The sequence below is a fragment of the Neobacillus sp. 114 genome, from assembly GCF_030127045.1.
GTDB classification, from domain to species: Bacteria; Bacillota; Bacilli; order Bacillales; family Cytobacillaceae; genus Neobacillus; species Neobacillus rhizophilus.
Window position 1 is genome coordinate 3,924,819 of sequence record NZ_CP126144.1, and the last position, 21,191, is coordinate 3,946,009.

Annotated in this window: 22 protein-coding genes; 7 read left to right on the plus strand and 15 right to left on the minus strand. The window is 37.5% G+C overall.

Going from position 1 to position 21,191, the window contains the following annotated elements; genetic code table 11:
- Nucleotides 1-490: 490 nt before the first annotated feature.
- Complete coding sequence (locus QNN06_RS19005) at nt 491-1,312, plus strand: MBL fold metallo-hydrolase (RefSeq protein ID WP_213119771.1); 822 nt, start codon at nt 491-493, stop codon at nt 1,310-1,312.
- Nucleotides 1,313-1,568: 256 nt separating this feature from the next.
- Here the strand turns inward: QNN06_RS19005 and QNN06_RS19010 are convergent, their stop codons facing one another.
- Nucleotides 1,569-2,339, minus strand: a complete 771-nt coding sequence (locus QNN06_RS19010) for an SDR family NAD(P)-dependent oxidoreductase (RefSeq protein WP_213119270.1) — start codon at nt 2,337-2,339, stop codon at nt 1,569-1,571.
- A 225-nt stretch (nt 2,340-2,564) separates the two neighbouring features.
- Between QNN06_RS19010 and QNN06_RS19015 the strand changes: the two genes are divergently transcribed.
- Nucleotides 2,565-2,783: a hypothetical protein gene (locus QNN06_RS19015; RefSeq protein ID WP_213119269.1), complete on the plus strand. Its 219-nt coding sequence runs from the start codon at nt 2,565-2,567 to the stop codon at nt 2,781-2,783.
- Between the two features lie 32 nt (nt 2,784-2,815).
- On the opposite strand, the gene QNN06_RS19020 is transcribed toward QNN06_RS19015, so the two are convergent.
- The 5 genes from QNN06_RS19020 to QNN06_RS19040 all read right to left on the minus strand — a co-directional run bounded on the left by QNN06_RS19020 (nt 2,816) and on the right by QNN06_RS19040 (nt 6,063).
- Nucleotides 2,816-3,412 (minus strand): YdeI/OmpD-associated family protein, encoded by a 597-nt coding sequence (locus tag QNN06_RS19020; RefSeq protein ID WP_213119268.1) that lies wholly within the window; start codon nt 3,410-3,412, stop codon nt 2,816-2,818.
- 14 nt (nt 3,413-3,426) lie between these two features.
- Nucleotides 3,427-3,804, minus strand: a complete 378-nt coding sequence (locus QNN06_RS19025; protein WP_213119267.1) for an SET domain-containing protein — start codon at nt 3,802-3,804, stop codon at nt 3,427-3,429.
- Between the two features lie 99 nt (nt 3,805-3,903).
- Nucleotides 3,904-4,920 carry a DUF3231 family protein gene (locus tag QNN06_RS19030; protein WP_284035737.1) on the minus strand — a complete coding sequence of 339 codons (1,017 nt, stop codon included), beginning with the start codon at nt 4,918-4,920 and terminating at the stop codon, nt 3,904-3,906.
- A 21-nt stretch (nt 4,921-4,941) separates the two neighbouring features.
- Nucleotides 4,942-5,490: a CBO0543 family protein gene (locus QNN06_RS19035; RefSeq protein ID WP_213119265.1), complete on the minus strand. Its 549-nt coding sequence runs from the start codon at nt 5,488-5,490 to the stop codon at nt 4,942-4,944.
- Between the two features lie 183 nt (nt 5,491-5,673).
- Nucleotides 5,674-6,063, minus strand: coding sequence for a cupredoxin domain-containing protein (locus tag QNN06_RS19040; RefSeq protein WP_213119264.1), 390 nt, complete (start codon nt 6,061-6,063; stop codon nt 5,674-5,676).
- Nucleotides 6,064-6,398: 335 nt separating this feature from the next.
- Here QNN06_RS19040 and QNN06_RS19045 point away from each other — a divergent pair, with 335 nt between their 5' ends.
- Entirely contained in the window at nt 6,399-7,004 is a 606-nt protein-coding gene (locus tag QNN06_RS19045; protein WP_213119263.1) for a TetR/AcrR family transcriptional regulator, read from the plus strand.
- Complete coding sequence (locus QNN06_RS19050; RefSeq protein WP_284035738.1) at nt 7,001-7,417, plus strand: cupin domain-containing protein; 417 nt, start codon at nt 7,001-7,003, stop codon at nt 7,415-7,417. The genes QNN06_RS19045 and QNN06_RS19050 overlap by 4 nt, the downstream gene beginning before the upstream one ends.
- A gap of 255 nt (nt 7,418-7,672) precedes the next feature.
- On the opposite strand, the gene QNN06_RS19055 is transcribed toward QNN06_RS19050, so the two are convergent.
- The 3 genes from QNN06_RS19055 to QNN06_RS19065 form a co-directional block, all read right to left on the minus strand.
- The gene (locus QNN06_RS19055) at nt 7,673-8,788 is read right to left on the minus strand and encodes a glycosyl hydrolase family 18 protein (RefSeq protein WP_284035739.1); all 1,116 of its coding nucleotides are present in this window, start codon (nt 8,786-8,788) and stop codon (nt 7,673-7,675) included.
- Between the two features lie 422 nt (nt 8,789-9,210).
- A complete protein-coding gene (locus QNN06_RS19060; RefSeq protein ID WP_284037956.1) occupies nt 9,211-10,329 on the minus strand; it encodes a cysteine desulfurase family protein in 1,119 nt (372 codons plus the stop codon).
- A 241-nt stretch (nt 10,330-10,570) separates the two neighbouring features.
- Nucleotides 10,571-11,449: an endonuclease/exonuclease/phosphatase family protein gene (locus tag QNN06_RS19065; RefSeq protein WP_284035740.1), complete on the minus strand. Its 879-nt coding sequence runs from the start codon at nt 11,447-11,449 to the stop codon at nt 10,571-10,573.
- Nucleotides 11,450-11,737: 288 nt separating this feature from the next.
- Here QNN06_RS19065 and QNN06_RS19070 point away from each other — a divergent pair, with 288 nt between their 5' ends.
- Both QNN06_RS19070 and QNN06_RS19075 read left to right on the plus strand, forming a co-directional pair.
- Nucleotides 11,738-13,555, plus strand: coding sequence for a bifunctional metallophosphatase/5'-nucleotidase (locus QNN06_RS19070; protein ID WP_284035741.1), 1,818 nt, complete (start codon nt 11,738-11,740; stop codon nt 13,553-13,555).
- 267 nt (nt 13,556-13,822) lie between these two features.
- Entirely contained in the window at nt 13,823-14,140 is a 318-nt protein-coding gene (locus QNN06_RS19075; protein WP_284035742.1) for a hypothetical protein, read from the plus strand.
- Between the two features lie 183 nt (nt 14,141-14,323).
- On the opposite strand, the gene QNN06_RS19080 is transcribed toward QNN06_RS19075, so the two are convergent.
- The 4 genes from QNN06_RS19080 to QNN06_RS19095 form a co-directional block, all read right to left on the minus strand.
- Nucleotides 14,324-15,172: a DUF1002 domain-containing protein gene (locus tag QNN06_RS19080; protein WP_284037957.1), complete on the minus strand. Its 849-nt coding sequence runs from the start codon at nt 15,170-15,172 to the stop codon at nt 14,324-14,326.
- 355 nt (nt 15,173-15,527) lie between these two features.
- Nucleotides 15,528-16,196: a TerC family protein gene (locus tag QNN06_RS19085; RefSeq protein ID WP_284035743.1), complete on the minus strand. Its 669-nt coding sequence runs from the start codon at nt 16,194-16,196 to the stop codon at nt 15,528-15,530.
- Between the two features lie 166 nt (nt 16,197-16,362).
- Complete coding sequence (locus QNN06_RS19090; protein ID WP_284037958.1) at nt 16,363-16,821, minus strand: hypothetical protein; 459 nt, start codon at nt 16,819-16,821, stop codon at nt 16,363-16,365.
- A 5-nt stretch (nt 16,822-16,826) separates the two neighbouring features.
- Nucleotides 16,827-17,615 (minus strand): hypothetical protein, encoded by a 789-nt coding sequence (locus QNN06_RS19095; protein ID WP_284035744.1) that lies wholly within the window; start codon nt 17,613-17,615, stop codon nt 16,827-16,829.
- Between the two features lie 156 nt (nt 17,616-17,771).
- On the opposite strand from QNN06_RS19095, the gene QNN06_RS19100 reads away from it, so the two are divergent.
- A complete protein-coding gene (locus QNN06_RS19100) occupies nt 17,772-18,284 on the plus strand; it encodes a GNAT family N-acetyltransferase (protein WP_284035745.1) in 513 nt (170 codons plus the stop codon).
- Nucleotides 18,285-18,463: 179 nt separating this feature from the next.
- Here QNN06_RS19100 and QNN06_RS19105 read toward each other — a convergent pair whose 3' ends face one another.
- Together QNN06_RS19105 and QNN06_RS19110 are read right to left on the minus strand one after the other, a co-directional pair.
- Complete coding sequence (locus QNN06_RS19105) at nt 18,464-19,207, minus strand: SDR family NAD(P)-dependent oxidoreductase (protein WP_217036431.1); 744 nt, start codon at nt 19,205-19,207, stop codon at nt 18,464-18,466.
- Nucleotides 19,208-19,687: 480 nt separating this feature from the next.
- Nucleotides 19,688-21,166: an Lsa family ABC-F type ribosomal protection protein gene (locus QNN06_RS19110; RefSeq protein WP_284035746.1), complete on the minus strand. Its 1,479-nt coding sequence runs from the start codon at nt 21,164-21,166 to the stop codon at nt 19,688-19,690.
- Between the last annotated feature and the right edge of the window lie 25 nt (nt 21,167-21,191).

Sequence of the window (21,191 nt, forward strand, 5' to 3'; positions counted from 1 at the left end):
TTATTATTACAAAATAGTTACTCTTATTACAGCTGTAAAAAGTAAAAGCCAGCACCTTTAAAGGCCAGCTGACTTTTTAGTGATATCACACAAATTTCAATTACCATGTCATTCTCCTTCTGTATATGCTTCCGATGTTTTATCTTTGCACTCCCAGCATTCCGCACGATTTCTCTCCATAACTGACAATTCCTCACCACATGAAATGCAAATATCCATCAATCATGTCCCCTTTCCAATATTTTGCCCTTAAAAACCACCAACTTCATTTAGCACCTATTGTAGTTACATTATATTCTGAAAATTAGAACATGCATATTTTAATTATGTTACAGATTCATTTCATAGTATTTTCTTACCATTTAATAAAATCCTTTTAATCTTTTTAAAATTGGAATATTCTGTAAAAAAATTCAGATGTAAGTCTAATCGAAAAACCCTCTAAATATAATTTTGTGTATATCCTTTTTTTGGAAAGGGTGTGGTAACTCTGAAAAATTATATTTGCGAGACTTGCGGTGTTCAGTATGAAAGTTCAATGGAAGAACCGGAGCAATGTACGATTTGTAATGAAGAAAGGCAGTATGTAAATCCAAATGGGCAGTCGTGGACCACGTTGGAGAAAATGGTTAATGAAGGCTATCAAAACAGGTTTACTCTTGAGGAAGAAGGTCTATTCAGCATAACCACAATTCCAAAGTTCGGAATTGGCCAAACCGCTTATTTGGTTAAAAGTGAAGGCTTCAATGTATTATGGGATTGTATCACGTATATTGACGAATTGACCATAAAAAAGATAAAAGAATTAGGTGGACTCCAGGGAATTGCTCTTTCCCACCCTCACTATTACTCTGCACAAGTTGAATGGGCAGAGCGATTCGATGTGCCGATTTATATACATGAGGATGATAAGGAATGGGTCATGAGGCCGAGCGATAAGATCCTTTTCTGGTCAGGTGAATCCCTTGAATTGCATAAAGGGGTCATAATTCACCGTCTAGGCGGTCATTTTAAAGGCGGGGCTGTTTTAGAATGGCTAGATGGGAATAAGCAAAAGGGAATTTTATTTTCAGGTGATATCATCCAAGTTGTCGCCGACAAAAACTGGGTTAGTTTTATGTATAGTTATCCTAATCTGATCCCACTGCCTGCATCTACAGTGTGTGAGATGGCTAATATCGTAAGTGAATTGAAATTTGACCGATTGTATAATGCTTTTCATGGGATAGTCAAAAAAGATGCCAAAATGGCGGTTCAGAAGTCAGCGGACAGGTATATCGATGCGTTAAGTGGTACGTTGTTTGATACTTAAACTGTTCTTCTTTGGCTCTTTTCTAAAAGAGTGTTGCAATAAGGAATCGCAAATAAAAGGGCTGAATTCGTAAATAACACTCGGATAATCGTAAATAACAGGGGCGAATTGGCAAATAACTCGGAAAATCGTAAATAAAAGGTTGAATTCGCAAATAAAACTCAGAAAATCGCAAATAAAAGGGCTGGATTCACAAATCCTCTTTTTCAAAAAAACAAAACCTCAAACTCTAGATAGTTTGAGGTTTTGAATAGGATTAAAGTGCCCCCATCCCGCCATCAATACGGTATTGTGCACCAGTTATAAATGCACTATCGTCTGACGCTAAGAATAAAACTAAATTAGCAATGTCAGCTACTTCTCCGTACCGTTGAAGAGGTATGCTTTTGGCAAATTGGTCTTTTGCACCTTCCGGGTTTTCCGGACTAAATCCAGATTCTAAAGAACGCATCATTCTCGTATTAACAGGCGATGGATGAATGGAATTTACTCGGACGTTCGCTCCCGCCGCCTCAAGTGCAGCAACTTTGGTTAAGCCTATTACCGCATGTTTGCTTGTGACATATGGTGCAACACCTGGTGTTCCTCCGAGTCCCGCTACAGAAGATGTATTAATGATACTGCCGTAACCCTGTTTCGTCATAACAGAAAGAACGTGCTTTAATCCTAAGAAAACACCATTCACGTTAACGCGCTGGACTTTTTCAAAATCCTCAAGGGACGTTTCTATGATTGGCTGAACTTTCCCTTCAATTCCTGCATTATTAAAGAAAATGTCGATTTTCCCGAAACGGTCAACCGTTTGTCCAACATAATTTTGGACGTCTGTTTCCTTTGAAACGTCTGCTTGGACAATAAGTACATCGCCAAATTGACTCAGTTCCGCTTTAGTCTGCTCAAGGGATTCTAGCAGCAAATCAACTAGAACAACCTTTGCACCTTCTTGTAAAAAACGTTTGGCCGTTTCCTTACCAATTCCGCCTGCCCCACCTGTAATTAGCGCAACTCGATCATGTAACTTACTCATCTCATTTCACCTTCCTATATTCAATGGGTTTTACAAAATTTAGTAACACCACATGTCCATTATAACTTTTTTCAGACAATTACTAATATTGAAATTGCAGAAATAAGTGACAATTTATTGAATACTAGTCTATTTAATTACTAGAATAGGTCCAAACCAAAAAAATTCAACCAAAAGGCAACTTAAAGATAAATTGTTAGCATATAATGATTGCGGGTGATGGATATGGATCGTTATCTCGAACAAACATTTGAAATTAGGTTTTTGAAAATCGGGATTATCGCCAATGCGGGAATTGTGCAAATTGGTACGGGGTCGTCTGCAACGATTCCAAAAACTACTCCAGTCGGTTATACGACAATCGGAGGGACCTTAGCTCCTCTTTTGGCACCACCGTCTGTTCCATTGCAGGCACCGGTACGTGATGTTTCAAAAAGGTTGTAACCTGAGAAAAACTCCTCGGGGAATCGAATAAACTAATCATTTAATCCCTTACCATCCAGAATTTGCTGCATATATTTTTCAATCCTCGACTCCCGAGTTTTGGATTGTTTGGGTTGAGAGAAATACAGTATGTACGCTCTTTTCCGCCCCGGAGTTAATGCTTCAAAAGCCGTTTTTAAAGCAGGCATTTCAGCGAATTTTTTTTGCAGTTCTTCAGGAATGTTGTATTCTGTAGTCTTTTTAAAGTTTACTTCCAAACCGCTTTTTTCCACTTCAATGGCTTCATGAATATAGGCTTTTAAAATGGTTTCCATTTCAACGATTTCCTGAACATTAGTAAACCGAATTTGGCGCGCTGCCTGTACATTCTCCGTTTGTTGGATTAGAATGCCATGGGGGTCCTTCAGCAAAGCACCTTTGTGAAACAGGAACGCACAATATTCTTTAAATCCATGGATTAAAACGATGTTTTTATTCTCAAATGTGTAACAAGGGTGCATCCACTTAAATTCTTCGGTCAACTCATCACAGTCAAGAACGATACCTCTTAACTTCTCATATTCTTCTTTCCACTTTTTAGCTTTATTTAAAAATTCATCAACCTTAGGATTCAATCTACTATTTGTCATCAAGGGACACTCCTCTAGTCCTGATCAAACCACAGTGGATCCTTGTTATCGATGTCGCCATTATAATTAATTAGAATCTCATCCCCAGCTTTTATATCTGTGTAAGCAAAGAAGTCAAAAGTGTGGTTATCAAAATTAATTTCATAAAATGCATTAGGCTCATATGAATGGTTAAACAACATTCCATAACCTAGAAGGATGGCAGAATGATTGATCCCATACTCAAAAGCGTAATCAGCAAGCAGGGTTTTCTCAATGTGTTCGTGCTGTTCATTTGGGTAAGCAATGACAGGGGCTTCATGTAAAAGCTCTCCTTTTTTGATATCACGTGTAGCAAATACTCCTCTATCGAATTCTCCATCACTTAGTGGAGATTTTTTTATCTCAATCATGTTGTTCTCCTATTCATCTTTAAAATTTTCTTACTAAACTGTACCATTAATTTGAACATAATGCTCTTTTTTTTACACTCTTTTTTAAAATGAAGTATTCTACCTTTTCATTATATTTTGATTTCTAAGTGATTCTCTATCAATCGATTGGGGAGGTTTTTCAAACCATCCATGATCAATTAAAAGTTTTGTACCTTCCTCAGCATAGGTCCCGACCCTCAGGATGTACCCTTCATAATTGACCGTTAAATCTTTTCGAAATGATGCAGCAATGGCAAGTCCAAAATCTCCAATTCCAATGGCACTTTGTACATTTGTATGAAATAACATTAGTTTATCGGAAAAAGGTGGATCAGTGCTATTGGTAATGGTGGAATCCCATGTAGAGGGATAAGAATTATCGTCTTCTTTTAGTTTTATCATAAAGTCTTCCACCATTTTCTTTCCTAATTCATATCCATCTTTAAAGTAGTCACTAATTTTTTTGGATTGAGCGACTTGGCTAAATCCTAAAAGTATTGTTTTCGCCACATTTGCCACTTCGATATTAATTCCTAAATGGGCAATTTCTATTCCAAGGAGCGGTCGCCGATGACCTATTAAACCACCAAGAAATTTTCTCTCTGTTATATACTCAATTTTATCAGGATAAGAAATATAAGGAGATCGGATAAAAATCCCTTTTTCCTGCATCAGTTCTGCATTACGGTCATATAGCATTTCGGTTTGAATGTAAAACTGTTTGAATAAGTCACGGACATCTTTACGGGCAGAAATTGACTTTGCCAAACTATATGAATTCAATCCTGTTCTACCCATATGATGCAAGTAACGCAAATACGTTATATCCGAAAAAAGCTTCTTTGCTTGCAAGTTCACATCCTGGTCTCCAAATCCATTAGGAAGAGGAATGCCTTCTTTTGTAAATAAATCCGATATTAGTGGCACATGGTCTTGGGAAAACTTTAGCGCAAGTTTAATAATAGTTTTAACGTCCAGATCTTCGCAGGTTTGAAAAAAATGCTTTAAAACACAAATAGACATGGTGTCACCAATATAGGTACTCCATAACATTGATATTTCAGCAGATGTTATTTTGGGTATGTGTTTAACCATGAATTTTCCACCCCATCACATTTATTTAGATATTCGAGTTACTCCTTGAACTAACCATTTTATAAATACAGCCTTTGCAACATATATTGGAAGCGAATAGATGTATTTCCAGTTATCTAATTTATAAATGTTAAGCCAAACTGACAAAGGTTCAAAAATAAAGGTAAAAATAGTTGCCATTACTAAATTTACAATGATAAATGATTTCCATTTTTTATAGAATTGATAAACAGTCATATGTGCAACAATAAGTATTCCGTAATCTATTGGGACCAATCGTGGTAATACCTGTACCAATTTATAGGGATATGACCAAAGGTGAGTAGTAACACCTATATCGTCCAACAGTCCAACTAAAAGCATCAATAAACTTCCAAAGAGTAAAATTTCCTTTAATCTAGATTTATCAACGTACCTCCACCATATAATCCATGGAAGAATAAAAATAATCAAAAGTAACCACCATTGAAATGAAAACAAATCGTGATGGAACCAGTATTCATTTTTCATTTCAGTTAATTTATATTCGATCTTTCGAATTTCTTCATAACGTGGATAAGTTGCTTTCAACTTCTTCACTCTCTCGCATCAGATGGTTTTATTATCCCCTTTTATATATTTTTCCTATTCAATCAGGGTGGAATTAACTTATAAAAGGAACGTCGGGTTATGATGGGGAGATAGCTTTTATGATGATGTTTGATTCAGTTACCGTTGCCTATAAAAAAAGCAAGGCCCGAATGGCCCTGCTTGTTATTTGACTATTACTTTTCCAGCCATTCCTTCCTGTAAATGGTACCGGCATATAAGATCATATGTACCGGGCATATTCGGTTTCACAGTAATGGTTTTTTCTGTTCCCGGCAGGACTTCGACGTCAATTTTTAGCTTTTCCACAGTAAAGGTGTGCTTTTTCTTTCCTTTGTTTTTCAATATTAACGTTGTCATGCTTCCATTCGGAATCGTGATGACTTCCGGTTTAAAGTAATCATCATACAACTCGACCTCAATTGCTTTAACTGACTCAATAGGCTGTGTTAGGACGCCGGATTCGGCATTTACACTGAGTGAGCCTGAAGTTGTCACAACCACAATCATCGCAAGCAAAACGGCCAATCCAGTTAACCACTTTTTCAGAGACATTCGTAACCCCTCCTTTCCTAACACTATTTTTTTCAAAATTATTAAATATTATCATTATAAATTTGGTTCCAATGTTCTCCAAAAAGTAATTCTTTTTTGAAGCATTGACCCAAGCAAAAAAATCTATTTTAATGCCAATCTTCTGGAATCCATCCTTAACGTGTAGTGACAGGCACAACACAATACATTTAATAATTATAATTTATATTTAATATTGACCATATATACTCAATTAGTGTAAAATTATTAAAGGGAATATTTCCCATAAATAAAAACAATTGGAGAGGAGTGTTGAATGAATCCTGAAACATTCCTACTAGGAGAAGTATCCAGAAATGAATAAAAAGCGTAATTATCATTCCGAGCTTCGGAAAAAAAGTAAACAAATAACCATCGAAACAATCATCGAAAATACCTACAAGCTGCACTCCGAAGGAATAACAGATATAAAAACAATAGCAGAAAATTCAGGTGTGTCCGTTCCAACAATTCGAAAATACTTCCCTACAAATGAAGACCTATTTAGAGGATGTGCAAATCACTTTTTAAAAGTAAACAAGTTGCCAGAGATATTTAAGTATTTAGATATTCAAAGTTTTAATGAGAAGGTTGAGGCGATTGTAAATGACTTTTATTCCTTTCATGAAAAAACTATGGAATCGGTCTGGTTGTCTTTCCGTTTGGCAGAACAATCTATTGTGATGAGAAACTCAACATTGCAAAACGAAGCGTTAATAAAAGCTGCTGTACAGGTAATGCTTCAGGACATCATCATTTCAGAACTCCAAAGTAAGGAGCAGCTACAAGGCTATATACAAGGTTTATTGCATCCCCTGTTCTATAAGACATTAAGAACAGTGAGTGGCTTGAGGAAAGAGCAATGTATAAATCAAACAGTAAAAATAATTTTGGAGACAATTAAAGGAGGAGAAAATAGTTGAAAACAGCAAACGTAAAAAAGCTTCCGCTATTGGATCTATGGTATGACAGTGATAATAAAAAGAGATGGAAAGCGAATTTTCCATTTACACCAAAGTTTCCACTTTGGTCTGGTATCCAAACAGAACAATCAAGCGTTGTGTATTTTGAGCTAGAACCCGGGTGTAAGCTTGGAGAGCATTATGAGAGTAGTGAGGAAATCCTTTTTGTCATTAGTGGGGATGTAGATGTAGTTGTAGGTGATGAGCGCTTTGAAGTCTCTGATGGGGAGCTTTTAGTCATACCACCATCAACCCCACACTTCGTCCAAAATAAAGGGGAACAGGTTGCAAAATTTCTCGGCTTCTTCGCAGATTCAGAATCATATTCCACATTTTCCGAGGATGTATCCCCAGTTGGTTCAAAGGTTTTATAATTAGTGGAGTCAATGGATGTAACCTACTACTCAAGCCACAGTAAATTCTCCTTAACCTAATCTTCATTCTTAAAAAAAAACCCCATTATAACAGGTTTTCATTATTTATCGCAAAACTTGGATTTACAACTAAAATGTATAATTACTTGCACCGCGTAGCGCGGTGCTTTTGGTTTTGTAAATAACTATTGAAGGATAACCAGTATTACAATAAGATTATTTTCACATTAGTTCAAGTTTTGGAGGACCATTCCCTCACTTTTTTACTTTTATTTTCTCGGGTATCGTCGTCCAGTACTTTGGATCTTCTAAACCGAGCCGCCAAATCCCGATTCCCCGTAGGTTATATTTTTCTACAAGGTCTAGCTTATACCGCAGACTATCGCTATTCTCAAACCAAACCTGATGGCTATGTTGTTCTTCATCTACGTAACTGAAATTGGGTGTTTGCGAACGGGAGTCCCATTTAACTTTAGCTTTATATTTTGTTTTTTGTCCCATCAACTCTTCATAGGAGGTATACCTGGCTTCGCCTTCTGTTGTTGCATCCCAGTCCCATCCATAACCAGCGATTCCGAGTAAAATTTTTGCTGGTGGGACTTTTTGTTTCAAAGCATAACGAATCGTTGCTTTTGTCCAATCGACCGATGCGGTTGAACCGGGTTTTGTTCTTGGGTTATGTTCATCGTAAGTCATTATCATTAACCCATCTGAATATTGGCCAAGCTTTTCGTAATCAAACCATGGTGACCAGGGATTAGCACGGGTATCACCTGTGTTTGCCGGGACTGAAACCGTCACTACTTTTCCATCACGATGTATCGCATCAGATAATTTTTTTATCATTAGACTAAAGGAATCTCGATCAGTCAAATTCAAATTTTCCATGTCAATATTAATACCGTCATAATTAAACTGTTTTACTTCATTGCGCAGGCTTTGAATGAAAACATCGCGTTTTTTATCGTTATCGAGGACATTACTAGCAACCTCTTTGCCCTTCTCAACGGTTTCATAGAAAAGATTATGTACAACCATATATACCTTTAGGTTTTTTTCATGAGCACTCTGAATAACCTTTGTCTTATGATCTGCTGGAACGGAACTTATAAGACTTCCCGGACTTTTATCGTCTAATTTATACCAAAAGGGTGCGATGCTGCTTAAACTTTTGAATTGTGAGTCCACTGTAGGCTGCGACCCTGGATACGTTCCTTCCTGTTCAGTGTAGAAACCTAAAACTTCACGCGGAGTTTTAGGTTTATCCTTTTTGTGCTCCTTTTTTGTTTGTACCTGACTACACGATGACAGTAGTAATAAGACCAAACTTAACGAAATAATGGTGAATGACCGATAACAATACTTCGCCATAATACACCTTCTTCCAATTAGTATATTTCTTAACTTGATTAGAAAAGGTGTAACTTATTCACGAGTGAGGCATGGGGACGGTTCGAGACCACTGTAAACACTTACTAAGAGGAAGATTAGAGACATTTTTACCTTCTATTAATGCATAATTGTCTGTGATAAGGTGTATAAAAGACATTTTGCCTATCCACAAGGTCGATTTTGTCTTTAATAAGGCACATAAAAGACATTTTGCCTATTCGCAAGGCCGATTTTGTCTTTAATAAGGTGTATAAAAGACATTTTGCTTATTCGCAAGGCCTTTTTTTGTCTTTAATAAAACGAAACAATTGTTTTTCAGTGGTCTCGGACGGTTCTTTTGCTTCATTCTGAAATAATATAAAAAGGACAACAGTTGAATCTCACTGTTGTCCCCGATAAGTTTAATCTATCGTTTCCCTTAACCATTGCAATACCTGATCGATTTCATCCTTCGTCGTATACCTGCCCAAACTAAAGCGAATGGCCCCCATGCCAACCTTTTCAGGAACAGCCATTTCCTTTAATACCGGTGATAATTCGATGCTGCCGGCATGGCAAGCCGAACCGGTTGAGGCCGCTAACTGTGGGATCGCCGTCAGCAGATCTTGTCCAATTTTTTCGACAAAGCTTACGTTCAATGTATTGGGCAGACGCTCCACAGGATGTCCATTTAACTGAACTTGGTCCCCGAACTCTACTTTTAATCCGCCCCAAAAATAGTCGGTAAGTTCCTTCAATTCACTTTTTCCAACCTGGCTTTCAGCGATTTCACAAGCTTTTCCCAAGCCGACTGCCAACAAGGTATTTTCCGTTCCTGCCCGCAGCCCGAATTCATGACCGGCCCCATGAATGAGCGGTTCCAATTTGATTCCTTCTTTTATATAAAGCGCTCCGATTCCTTTAGGAGCATATAGCTTATGACCGGCGATGGTCAACATATCGACTTTTAACTCGTTGACATTAACCGGCACTTTCCCGACTGATTGAGAAGCATCCGTATGAAAGGCAATCCCGTGCCTTTCAGCAAGGTTCCCAATCTCGTGAATCGGCTGTAAAGTCCCGGTTTCATTATTGGAGTGCATAATCGAAATCAGTATGGTGTCCTTCGTAATGGCTTGTTCAATTTCTTCAACTGACACTCTCCCGTATTGATCCACTCCTACGTAGGTGACCCTCGCCCCGATTTGCTCGAGAAATTGGCATGGATTTTTCACAGCTGGATGTTCTATTTTTGATGTAATAATATGGTTCCCTTTGCTTTTATTCTTAAAATAATAGCCTTTTAATGCCTGGTTGTTGGCTTCACTTCCCCCGCTAGTAAAAATGACTTCTCTCGGAGAACAGCCAATTAAGCCGGCAACCTGTTCCCTTGCCTTCTGTAACAATTCTTTCACTGGTGCCCCAGCCCAATGCAGCGCTGACGGATTTCCATAATAGTCATGCAGGAGCGGCATCATGGCATCGGTTACTTCAGGAGCCAGAGGTGTACTAGCGTTATAGTCCAAATAAATTTGTTGCATATATCGATTCATTCCTTCCCCAGAGGATTCCCAATTCCCATTTAAACTTTCATACTGTTCTATTGGTTTATCGTATGTATTCTATGTTTATTTTACGAAGACTTGGCATTTATAACAAGTTCCGCGGCTTTCTTCACTTCATTCAACTAACTATTTGAAACACGAGAACCGTCCCCTCATTCCAAAAATACCCGCCAAGCCATTACAGCTCAGCGGGATTTTCTGATTCCTTCGGAAGCATTTAGTTTCCACCATTTTCATATGGCTCTGTTCTCTCCAAAACAATTTCTGCAGTTATGGGCAGGTGATCCGATGCTAACGTTTTTATTACTTCTTTTTCTACTGTTTTAATTTCAGCTGATGTAAAAATAAAATCGATTCGTTTGGTAGGATTGTCGGCGGAATAGGTATAAGCTTCAGGCTTATCATAAAAAACGTCAAGATAATGATCATACATCGGCTGCATTTCAATGCTATCTGGAACAGCATTTAAGTCTCCCATTATCACTTTTGGTCCTTCAGATTCTCCTGCTATAGAAATAATTTCCTTAATCTGTATTTGTCGTTCTGCAGTTGTCAAGGCCAAGTGTGTATTATAAAAATGAAGATGATTACCTTTTACATTAATAGTCGCTTCAAGGAGACCACGCTGTTCAGTGTTTCCGATTTTTGTAAGGGGATGGTTTTCAGAATGCAAAATTGGATATTTGCTTAAAATCGCTGTCCCGTACTGCCGGCGTGGCTCACCTTCATGTAATGGATCTCTGTCCAAGTTAGCTGCATAAACATAAAACATTCCTAGACGATCTGCAAGCCACTTTGCCTGGTCTTGAAAATCACTACGTTCCGACCAGTGTTTGTCTACTTCCTGAAGTCCGATAATATCTGCCTCTTCATACTCAATGACCTTTGCAATTCGTTCCAAATCCAATCCTCGGTCAACACCTTCAGCGTGATGAATGTTATAAGACATTACCTTTACGTTGACTGATTGTCCTCTAGGAAATTCCATTTCAATCCCTGCTGCTTTTGTCTGCACCCCTGTTAAAGAAACAATAAAAAATGCCATAGACAGAAGGCTTAGCATCCATTTCCCTCTTTTCTTTGTGCCGATTTTCATTCGCTCATCCCTCCCTGATTGCTTTCTTTCTATTAAATATTACTTGATCAATTTGAAGTATTGATTTCTGACGTGTAAAAAGCACATTAAAAAATGTTAAGAACTGGTAAAGCAATCAGTTTTGTTCCTCAAGAATCTTATGAACAACCATGAACAGCGTACTTCCATTCGCATTCTATAAATAAATTAAAAAAGATTGAATTTTCAATATTTTTACCCTTCTTTAACTATCATTTAACAATTATTTGCTACCATTTTCTTGTAACTAATCATTTAGGGGGAATGAAATTGAAAAAGTCGTTCAAACGTCTATTTGCTGTCACTACTGCAGCGGTCCTTGGCGGGGGAATCCTAATGAACTCTTCACAAACTCTAGCATCCAATAATGCTGGACAAGCAGTGTCCAATCAAGGTCAGGGCAACAAGGACCTTGTCAATCTCCAATTATTAAGTTTGACGGACTTGCATGGCTATCTTCAGGCCTTCAATGACAAGTCGAATGGTCAAATCATGACTACAAATGGACCGCTTACAGTTGGTGGTGCAGCGTATTTGGCCGCCCATATCAAAAACCTAAAAGCAGGTCACGAAAATTCAATCCTTTTTTCCGCTGGGGACGATTTCAGCGGTTGGCCTTTTGAAGTGGCATCACATCATAATGAGCCAACAATCGAATTCCTTAACGCGATTGGATTGGAATTTTCTGCGGCTGGCAACCATGAATTTGATGCTTCCAGGGAGTTCTTGACGGAGCATATCATGAAGGGAAAAAGCTTTGGAGTCCCGGGTGTTGATAGTTCATTTACTGACTCTACAGGAAAGAAATTCAAAGGGACCGATTATGACTACCTTTCTGCAAATATTCGTGATGCAAAAACTGGGGATCTGGTGCTAAAGCCTTACACCATTAAAATGATCCATGATGGCAAAGGTCGTGCTATCCCCATCGGTTTCATTGCTCTTACCACGCCGACAACCATAACAGGGTCCACTTCGTTTCAAGAAGGGGTTCTAACAGCGGATCCTCTCGTGGAAACAGCCAACCGGTATGCAAAGGAATTGCAGGAAAAAGGTGTTGAAACCATTATTGCTGTCGTCCATGAAGGTGGATCGACCAAAAGCGATGGATATGACATTAACGGGTCTGACAGTCCTTTTGGTCCTATCTTCGATTTTGCAAAAGAAGCTTCACCGGCGATTGATGCGATTGTATCCGGACACTGGCATGCAAAGTTTAATGCCTTTATTGAAGATCCTGACGGTAACCCTCGTCCTGTTGTAGAAGCCGCCAATCATGGACGCCTTCTTAATGAAATCAACTTGTCGATTGATCCAAAAACCAAGGATGTAGTTCGTAATTTATCAACATCCACAAACCACCCGGTTACACGAGATATTACAGCAGACCCGGAGATTGAGAAGATGGTTTCTTACTGGGTAGAACGTGGAAAGGAACGCTGGGCAGAGCCAGTTGCCAAACTGACAGGCGATTTGACACGGGCTCGTAATGCAAACGGTGAAAGTACACTTGCAAACTTTGTTGCGGATGCTCACTATTATTCTGGTAAAAAAGCAGAGAATCCAGCCGAATTCGCTTTGACCGCGGCCAGTCCATTGCGTGGGGATTTACTGTACAAAAAGGGAACAAATGCGGCTGACAGTGACGGGCAGATCCTATTTGGCGAAGCGTGGGAAGCCCATGGTTACCAAAACCCGCTATTAGTCGTGACGCTAACTGGCCAGCAAATTAAACAAATCCTTGAAGAGCAGTGGAGAAAAAATGCAAACGGCACTGAAAGCTTTTATCCGCTAGCTGTTTCCTATAACGTCCACTATAGTTACGATAAAAGCAAACCAATAAATGATAGAATCGATCAAAAGACAGTTATCATTAATGGGGAATCCCTCGATTTGAACCGTTCCTACAGGGTAGCTGCTCTGGCGTATATGGTCATTGGAGCTGATGGATACCCGACATTTACACAATATCGCCAACCTGTTCGCACTGAAGTTGATTATTGGGCTCTCCTAAACTATTTAAAGGAGCAGAAGGTCATCGAACCGCCAGCATTAAACCGTGTAACTTCTATAACAATTACTCAATAAGTGATAAAGCTGGAAACATGATGATCCAACGTTTCCAGCTTATTTTTGCCCATAGTTATTTCTTCACACTTGGAATTGATAAAGGCTCGTGTAAAGTGAAAGAAGTTGTAGGTTTCGTTATTTGTCTATTAATTTTCAATTCAAAAAATTAAAGTGTTTTTTCAATAGGATTAAGTTGTGTAAAGAATTGGAAAAATGCCTTCTTTTTTCCTCGAAGGCTTGTATGATAAGACTGTAAGACAATATGGAACTCAAGGAGGAACAAAGATGAAAACTTTCAGAACATGGTTATTTGCTTTGATGTCCGCATTGTTGTTACTGGGAGCTGCAACGGCATGCTCAAATGCCAGTTCAAAAACGGATGATCCGAACACGGAACAAAACGACGATAGTTTACAAAATGATGGATCTCAACAGGATGATGGGTCACAAGATGACGATGGTACTCAACAGGATGATGGCACAGAGAATGACGATAGCTCGCAACAGGATGATGATTCACAGAATGACGATAGTTCGCAACAAGATGATGGGTCTCAACAAGATGATGGTTCACAAAATGAAGATGACAATTCTGGTCAATAAGGAAAAGTAGCATGCAAAATTGAACAAGACGGCTGCTGCCGTCTTGTTTGTCATAACTCCTATCCTATTTATACATCTATCATTCAATCCACAATTATGCATTTCATTTCTAAGATCTTTCAGACGTGGAGGACATATCCTTCGTTTTTTTGATTAGGAACACGCAAGAATAAATTTTATCCATTAGTTTAATTGGGCACGAATCACTTCAATTGTCCGATTTAAGAAATCCTGCAGCTTTTGTAAAAATGACTGCCCCTCATCTGAATGTAAAAAGTTGGAGACTTTTTCTGCCGTATCACTTACCTGGTTCTTTACTTGGTTCCAGTCAATGTCCATCCCCTTCAGTTTGTTGAAGAAATCTACTAACTTATTTAACTCTTCATTTGTTAACGAAATCCCAAGCTCTGTTGCAGCTTGTTGAATGATTTCCCGCATGTCAGCTTCTGTTTTTGGATCATTTTTGGCGATTTCATCTTTGACTTTTCCCATAAGAGCAGCGGCTTTGTCCGCTCCAATGGAATCACCAAGCTGTGCGGTTTTCACCATTTCTTCATTGGCCGCTTTTTTGACCTCTTCTGGAATTTCTTTATTCGTGGTTGTTTCATAAGCTTTCATAATCCCCGTCAAAGCAGCCGTTCCTGATACTGCAAAGGGAGCAGTAATCTTGATTGTTGCATCCTTTACCCCTGCTGTCATCAAGGCATTTTTATACATTTCCTCTGTTACCCAAGTAATATTATTCGTTTGAACCTTTAACCCGGAATCCTTAGCGTCGATTGTGATACTTGCTGATGAAATAGCTTTGTTGCCAATTTGTGCCTTGGGAACAAACTCCCCTAAATATTCATGCTCTTCTTGATTGGTTACGGTAATCATTTGTACGTTTTCCGGTGCCCTTAACTCTGCTAACATGTCATTTTTTTGCTGTTGCGTCAGGTTTTCTCCTAACGTAACAATTACATCTCCTTTTGATGCGTCTGCAAAGCAGATCGAAGGGATCGAGACAAGCATCGCTATAGCAAGAAACATTGCCTTTAATTTGAGTTTCAAAATAAAACCTCCTTAAAGCGCCATTTTTCATTGGATGAGTATCTTTTCTATAAAAATACCTCCTGAAAATTTGGCTTTGCATTATCATAACACTAGAGGTTTGGCATTTCATGATAAGAATCGGTAACAATTATGCTAATTCTATGAAGGTATTTACATATCGGAGAATAATGTTACAGCTAGAGTACGATTTCTTTACCTCCCCATTTTTTTATCACAAAAAGACTAAAGACGAGTGGTTCCAGATGTAATCCATGGCCCCAAAAAATGATTTCACCAAGCAAAAAGGACAACAGTCTAATTCCTATCGTTGTCCATTTAACCTTATATTATTTTAGCCTTCTTTAGCTGCATTAATCTTTGAAATGATATATCCAAAACCTATAACAAGAACTGTAATAGCAGTTGGTACCAATAAGTGAAAATCATTTGGGAGGATTGGCTGGAATTTTGGTTCTCCGACCATCATTTCACCTGCTGTCCACGCTAATATTCCAGCACCAGCATAGGTGATAATCAGGTACTTTTCCATAGCTTTTAATATGAATTGGCTTCCAAAAACGACGATTGGGATACTAACCATCACACCGATGATAATACCAGCTAAATTTCCTTTAACGGCACCGGCAATAGCTAGTACATTATCAAGGGACATCACTGCATCAGCAGCAATAATGGTTTTCACTGCCGAAAATAAACTTGAACCACCTTCCCTATGAGAACCCCCTGCCTCATCAACTAACAGTTTAATGGCTATATATACGAGAAGCAGGCCGCCAGCAAAGGTTAAGAATGGTAACTCTAATAGGTACACTATTGCTACTGCAAAAATTAATCGTAAAATAATGGCTCCAACTGTCCCCCAAAAGATCGCTTTCTTTTGTTGTTTCTTTGGAACATTACGAGCTGCCATAGCGATTACCACTGCGTTATCTCCACTTAATACGATATTGATTAAAATAACCTCCAAAAGCACCGTGAACGACAAACCAAATATCTCCAATTTAACCACCTCTGGCTTAAGTTTAGCTAAGCCATTTATATTAATTTGGGGTTTGTTAAAGACCACCTGATTTGAATTAATTAAAAATATTTTCTTTTTGCAAAAGATAATTTAAGTGCAATCCTTCACAACCTTTAGTTTAAAAACATGTTCAACAAATAACGAATCATCTTACTTTTGCTACTCCTAATGCATAATGCCTCCAAAGGACGTCTTCTACTAATTCTGCTTGTGCTTCTTCACAGTCAACAATTAAGATTACTTCAGAATGTTTTCCTTTTAAAACCTTTTTCTTCTTCTTTATAACCAATTCCATAAAAAGCCGAATAGCAAATCCAAGAACAAATCCAACAAACGCACCGATCAGTCCCCAATAAATTGGTCCCCAAGCCAATTTAAACCCAATACTTGCACCAATAACTGAAAATGCAGTGGCAAGCCCCATTCCAATATCAATCAGGCTTGTTCCGTCTGAGCGATGAATGTTATCTAAAATTTTTCTCTCTTCCGCTCTATTATCCAGAGGGACCGCAAATATGCTATCTTTATGAATCCCTTTTTTTTCTAACGTTGAAATTGCCATTTCTAAGAATCCAGTGGTTTCAAATGTTGAAAATAGCTGCACATCGATCACTTCACTTTTTGTCCTTTTAGTATTTTGAAGCCCTCGGCTTGATAATTCTCGGTTAAATGATTTCGTAACTCTTTTTCGAAAAGTTTATTATTCTCAACCGTATTCATATACGAATCAAAAACTGCAAATCCATAGTGTGAGGGGATAAAAAGAAGCCACTCTGGATTTAACACGTCAGTTGCTTCCTTTATTTTCCCTAAAAATAAAAGTACAACAGCTTCTTGAGCATGAGAAAAATAATAAAATATTACTAACCATATGATGACAAAGAAAGCAGTTAAAATCCTATGTATATAAAGCTGCCCTAGCCCAGGGATAAAAGCCGACCACATAACGGCAAGAATGGGATTTCGCTTATCTAAGTAGTTAATCTCTAACGCCCCTAATGAAAATGAATTAAAACGATGTTCCTCTCGCTCGGCTAAAAGATACACCTTATTCATATCCACTGTTGTCCGGTAACTGTCCCAAATACCGAAAAGGTAAACAGGGATATACATAAGAAGCCATCTTGTATCTAATACCTCTTTGACCATGTCAATATTACCCTGAAAGGAATAAATCATCGAAGAATTAACATGAGCTTTAATATTAACAACCACTTCCCAAATAAATAACGCATATCCTCTAAGATATTTAGATAATAGCATATGCCCAAATCCAGGGAATGCAGCAGACCACCATGCAATAATGTATGGATTTCTTAAATGCAATTGGGTTGTTCCCCAAATACTAACATGGGCTTTATACCGTCTGGCTGTATTATCATTTGTATAGTTGTTCATCTAATCCACCTTTAGGAACAATTTATAATATATTTCCAAATGTGGGATAAATTTATGCCTGCCTTATTATATTAACCAGCCTAATTACAGAACAGTTGTTTCTATTTTTCCTTTATTCTATAATCTACTTATACATATAAAGAAAGGAGCACCTACATGGAATCTAAGACTAAAAACAATTTGGTTCAGCTGGTTAAGTATACAGACCGTTACGAACCATTTATTTCGAATTTTTACTTGCCTCCAGAAAAGCTACAATTCACCTGTTATCCTTTAGAAAAAATTAATAATCCAACCACATCTCAAGACACCATTCATGTGTTAATACTAGTTAAGGATATTCCAGTTGGCTTTTTTGCCTTAGAAACTGGTGAAAAAGTCTTGAAATATACAAAAAATTTGAATGCTAGATTATTAACAGCTTTTTCTATTAATAATGACTTGCAGGGTAAAGGTTTTGCCAAGCAGGGACTTCTTTTATTACCCCGTTTTGTTAACAACAATTTCCAGAATGTTAACGAAGTAGTATTAGGAGTAAATAAGCGAAATACGGCTGCTATCAATCTATATAAAAAGACTGGATTTGTAGATCACAATGAAATCTTCTTAGGGCCAAACGGCGAACAACATATTATGCACTTATATATTTCACGTGAAGGGCTAGTTTAGTTCTTCTCTTTTTTTAATCCTATTTTCCCCCCCCCTTTGAATGTGGCATATTAGCTGAAATACAAACAGAAGATTTATTATCACCTGATTCTTGTCTTAACGGCATTATTTAGTTGTGCATCTAATGATGACAATAAAATACCCCAACTACCAATGTTGGGGTCATAAGTTTAATTTAATTACAAATCTGAAATCATACCGCCATCGACAACGAATTGTGCTCCGGTTGAATAACTAGAATCGTCAGAAGCAAGGTATACAACTAAATTAGATACTTCTTCTACTTCTGCTCTTCTTCTTAGTGGAATATCTTGTTCAAGTTGCTTAAGATATTCTTCAACATCTGGTTGGTCAGCCATAGGTGTTTTGATAATTCCTGGATGTACAGAATTTACACGGATGTTATATTGCCCAAGCTCAGTAGCCGCACCTTTAGTCATGCCAGTTACAGCATGTTTAGAAGCACTATAAGCAATAGCCGTTGGGGCACTTACCAAACCATCTACGGATGAAATGTTAATAATAGAACCTACGCCAGCTTTTTTCATTGAAGGGAGTACTTTTTGCATTCCTAAAAATACACCAAGCTCATCTACTTTAAATGTTAATTCGAAGTCTTTTACAGTTAGTTCTTCCAATGTTTTGAAGATACCAATTCCTGCGTTGTTTACTAAAACGTTGATAGGACCAAATGTATCTTCTGTTTTTGCTACAACTTCTAACCAGTTCCCTTCATTAGAAACATCTAATTTAAGAGCGATTGCGTTTTCTCCTAATTCATCGGCTAATTTTTGCGCACCTTCGAAGTTAAGATCAGTAATCGCTACTTTCGCACCTTCTTCAACGAATTTACGAGCATGCATAGCACCCATACCTTGTGCTGCCCCTGTAATGATTGCTACTTTTCCATCTAATTTTCCCATTTTGAATTTCTCCTTTCGAAATTTTCAAGTCTTTTTCTGTTAAGAAAACAACTTCATGAACAATTTCTATTATGCGCTTTTAGTGAACAAGTTAATAATATACCTTCTATTAATTACTTTCAATTAAAGAGTCTCGAATTAAAAGTATTTTTAATCCTTATACCATAGGAGCTCTTCCTTATTGATAAATCCTCAAAGGTTATAATCCTTAAAATTCTCGAAAAATACTTCTTTTTTTGTTTAACTTAACTGCCCTTTAGAGTCGAATAAGAAAAAGCCACCATTATGGTAGCTCCGATCTTTAACTCTTGCACCCTTTAGTATTTTGAAAAAAGATTGATCAAAATGGATTCTACTCTAACAGATTTAAGTTTAGTCTTCATAAAAAAAGTTTGATCATTTTAGCTGCGTTCTTCAACTAAAGCAGTATAGTTTAATAACTTGATTTACTGATTAAATCTTCAAATTCTTCATATTTAACTACATAAATATAGTTTTTGTTGCAACTGTTTGTTGAAATGCCTTATCATGCTCAACAATAACCATTGTGGGATTAAATCTTTGAATAAGCTCTTCAATCTGCATGCGCGAATAAATATCAATAAAATTTAACGGTTCATCCCATATATATAAATGAGCTTTTTCACATAAACTTTTGGCTATAAGCAGCTTTTTCTTTTGTCCACCAGAATAATGAGATATATCTTTCTCAAATTGAATTCGGTCAAAATCCAGCTTACGTAGGATGGATTTAAATAACGTTTCATCAATCTCATGCATTTCAATAAAATCCGTTAACAGTCCCTTCAAATGTGAAGTATCTTGTTGGACATAGGAAATAATGAGGCCTGGACCTAAGTGCATTGAACCTGTATGCTGTATCGGGTTTCCTAGAATTAATTTTAGGATACTACTTTTTCCGCTTCCATTCTTTCCATCAAGTACAATTCTGTCACCTTGTTCAACTATAAAGCTAATTGGCTTATTCACTATTTGGTCATCGTACTTAACGGACACATCAGCCAAAACAATCAATTCATCTGACTGAAATTCCAATGGTTCTAATTTTAATGACTCGGTTTTTTCCACATTTTTTAGCAGTTTTGACTTTTCCTCGATAGCTTTTTGTTGCCTTGCTTCAATGTTCTTTGCTCTCTTCATCATCTTTGCCGCTTTATGTCCTACAAAACCCTTGTCTAACTTAGAACCTGAATTCGTTGTTCCATTTTTGGAAGCTTCCACTTGATTAGACCAACCAGCTGAACGTTTTGAAGACTGTTTTAATCTCCCTATGTCTTTTTGTAGACGCTGATTTGTTGCCTCTTCGTGTTCCTGCTGTCTATCAAAATTTAACTTCCATGAAGAATAGTTACCACTTTGAACTTCAATATTTGCTCTATTTATAGATAAGATATGGTCAACGCATCCATCTAAAAAGATTCTGTCATGTGAAATTAAAATAAACCCTTTTTTCTTCCTTAGATAATCAGAGACCATCTTTCGTGCATCAGTGTCTAGATGATTGGTTGGCTCATCAATTAATAAAAATTGACCCTCATTCAAAAAAAGTGCGGCAAGCAACACCTTTGTTTGTTCTCCATTTGATAATGTTTTAAATGGTCGGTACATGACCTCGGCATCAACATTTAGATAGGATATTTCACGAAGAAATTCCCAATCTTCTGCTTCGGGGCAAATTTCTTCAAGGATTTCATGAGTATACTTGTTTTGATCCGAAACTGGATAAGGAAAATAATTAAATTCTACCGAGGAAATGATTTTCCCAGAATACTCATAATTCCCTAATAATAAATTAAAGAATGTTGTTTTACCTCTTCCATTTCTACCGATAAATCCAAGTTTCCAATCCGTATCTATTTGAAAGTTTACACCTTCAAAAATATTATCAAAACTACCTGGATAAGAAAAAGTTAAGTCTTGAACTTGTATCATTGACATGATAATTCCTCCTTTGTATATCAAC